This window comes from Mycobacterium sp., from assembly GCF_025965855.1.
Lineage (GTDB): Bacteria > Actinomycetota > Actinomycetes > Mycobacteriales > Mycobacteriaceae > Mycobacterium.
The window spans coordinates 1-2,710 of record NZ_JAOPWB010000074.1 but is presented as its reverse complement, the minus strand read 5'-3'; the positions used below and the strand labels follow the sequence as shown (position 1 = coordinate 2,710).

2 protein-coding genes and 3 pseudogenes are annotated in these 2,710 nt (G+C 61.1%); 2 read left to right on the top strand and 3 right to left on the bottom strand.

The features are described 5' to 3' along the window. Window positions 1-792, bottom strand: a pseudogene (locus JWP83_RS05285) (acyltransferase); the annotation flags it as partial. 268 nt (window positions 793-1,060) lie between these two features. Then, window positions 1,061-1,421 (bottom strand): annotated as a pseudogene (locus JWP83_RS05280) (redoxin domain-containing protein); the annotation flags it as partial. A gap of 102 nt (window positions 1,422-1,523) precedes the next feature. On the opposite strand from JWP83_RS05280, the pseudogene JWP83_RS05275 reads away from it, so the two are divergent. After that, a pseudogene (locus JWP83_RS05275) lies at window positions 1,524-1,664 on the top strand (LysR family transcriptional regulator); the annotation flags it as partial. A gap of 144 nt (window positions 1,665-1,808) precedes the next feature. Next, window positions 1,809-2,390 (top strand): TetR/AcrR family transcriptional regulator, encoded by a 582-nt coding sequence (locus tag JWP83_RS05270; protein WP_297726809.1) that lies wholly within the window; start codon window positions 1,809-1,811, stop codon window positions 2,388-2,390. A 135-nt stretch (window positions 2,391-2,525) separates the two neighbouring features. Here the strand turns inward: JWP83_RS05270 and JWP83_RS05265 are convergent. Further along, the coding region (locus JWP83_RS05265) for a hypothetical protein (protein WP_297726806.1) at window positions 2,526-2,710 on the bottom strand (185 nt) is incomplete at its 5' end.

The following is a 2,710-nucleotide window of genomic DNA, read 5'->3' as shown; positions in this document are numbered from 1 at the left end:
CGCGTCCAACAAGTCGACCGTCAGGAAGTCGCCTTCGTTGCTGGCCCAGGTGTCGCCGAGCGGCAGCGGGAAGCTCGGCCAGTCGCCCTCGGTGTCTTGAGCGAATTCGATCCAGTCCTTGATCTGTCGGGAAGACAGGGTAAGGCTCGCCGCCTCCTGACGCTGCCGCACGGTGAAGTCGAAATAGCTCCCAGCGTGCGGAAGCGTGCTGGGGGTCGCCTGCCGCAGGTTGTGGTACATCAGGTGGATGTCGAGGAAGATCAGTCCGGCGGACATGCCGTCGATGTGGAGATTGTCGGCACTGGCGTAGATCGTGAAATGGTCAGTGTGCTGGACAATGCCGAATGTGAAGCAATCCCACTCGAGTGTCTGCGGCGTCGTCGTCATCGCGTGTAGGCGTATTTGTTCGGCGCTCATATTTCCGAACTCCACAGGAACGAAATCGATGACTTCCGGGTTGTCGATCGTGCGACGGACAATGTCGTCGTTCTCGAATTCGAACCAGTTGTGGTAGGTATCGTGACGACGGACATGCGCGTTGATCGCTGCCGTCATTGCCGGAATGTCACACACACCGGGAATTTCCCACGCCACGATCATCAGGCGGGGCAGTTGTCTGCCCATCGCCTTGGCGTAGCAAGCGAGCCGAGCGTGTTGAGCCTGCTGATAACTCGCAGCTAGATCGCTGCGTCGCGCGGTACGAGCCGCTTCACGTGCCGCGGGTGAGGCCGTCCACGTGGTAACCGGACCTTGGGGCGGTTGCCATCCGTTGATGTTGCCCAGTGCTACCAATTTCTCAATCCTTGTCTGTGCGATGCCGCAGCCTTCTTGCGCGGCGCGGGAGTGGCTGAATGACTGTTCGCGAATGACTTTCGCGCTAGCGTGAATTCCCTTTAGGCGTCGCTCGCTTCAGTGAAGCCAGTCATTTTCAGGTCGCGCGACAGCGGTAGCGTAAGGCTGCGATGGTCGACTCCGGCCGTTTGGGCGAGGCGCATGAACCCCGGGCCCGGCGAAATCGGTGAGCTCGCGCGCCACTTCGTCCTGGTTGTGGCGGTCCGGTGGCTTGGGCGAGCTCCCGCTTGATCCGAGAGCATCGGGGAGGGCAACCGCTTGAGGTCCTGGTGCTGTGCACGCCACTGGAAGTGCACGAATTCGCTGTCGATCGAGACCCCCAGGATCTGCGCCTCACGGTCCTCGAACTCGTCACTCAGCTTTCCGAACGTCGCGATCTCGGTCGGGCACACGAAGGTGAAGTCCTTCGGCCAGAAGAACACCGCGCGCCAATTGCCCGGGTGGTCGTCGCTGGAGATGGTGGTGAAGTAGTCGCCGGGTTGCTGCGCGTCGACCTTCGACAGATCGCCGCCGATCAGCGCGGTGAGCCGGTAGGCGGGGAATTGATGGCCAATCGTTAGCGATGACATATCCGCTCCTTATCTGGACCTATTCAAGATAGCTGTCTGTCCAACATGGTGAGGCGAGCTCCGTCTGAAGTAAAGGTGATATATCGCACTAGACTAATCGGTATGACCGATAATCATTATCGGCCCACCCTCGCTGGGCTGCGTGCGTTCGTCGCGGTGGCGGAAAAGCACCATTTCGGCAGTGCAGCAAGCATTCTCGGGGTGAGTCAGTCGACGTTGTCGCAGGCGTTGGCGGCGCAGGAGATGTGAAATACGTTGTTGCGGTCATGCCTATGCCGACGACTAGTGCCCCGTCGACGGTTCGAACCTGGCAACGCACAGGGGCGTACTCACAGCGAGACGTCTAGTATTTACCGTTGTACCAACGACGGGCAGGAAAGTGGAGGAATGACCCCAAGTCGACCGCGCGGCCGACCGCGCAGCGAGGAACACCGCCATGCCGTGCTGAAGGCCGCTATGGAATTGATGCAGGAGGACGACCTGCGCAGGGCGTCGGTCGACCGGATCTCCGCACGCAGTGGGGTCAGCAAGGCGACCATCTACAAATGGTGGCCGAACAGAACCGCGGTGGCTATCGACGCGTTCCTTAGCCAAATGATGGCCGACGCGCCGGTGCCCGACACCGGATCGGCGGCCGAAGACTTCCGCCTGACGTTGCGCGGCATGATGGGCTTCTACAGCAGCCCACTTGGCGCGATCTTCGCCCAACTCATCGGCGAGTCGCAGTTCTACCCAACGGAACGCGAGCGGATACGAACACACCAGGTGAACGTCCGCCGAGCAGCCGTGAGGAAGATCTGGGACCGCGGAGTCGCCCGCGGTGAACTGGATCCAAACGTCGACCCCGAGGTGGCGATGGATCTCATCTTCGGGGCGGCGATTTACCGGATGGGGACCGGGCACGCAGGATTGACCCCGGCCGACGCCGACGCCATCGTGGCCACAGCTATGCGGGCACTGGCCCGCTGATCAGTTAGAGCGGGGCCACCCCCTGAGCGCCACTCAGACGCGCCGACCGCCGCGCTGATGTCCAAATCTGCATGGCACCAACGGTTTTCTTGCCTCTACGGCCCGCCGAGAGAGCAACGACAGTCATACCGAGGTTTATGCCGCCACGCTGGCGGCCGCTTTTTTGTTTCCATTTGTGCGGGTTCTCGGCGGCTTCATACCAATACGCACGTCCAGACGGTTCTCGGGAAAGTCAGCGTCCAAAATCATGATCGCTTGGCAGGGAACGCTGAACGTGAGTTCCAGCGCTGGGAAAACAATCAACCTAGCCCGGACCGGGC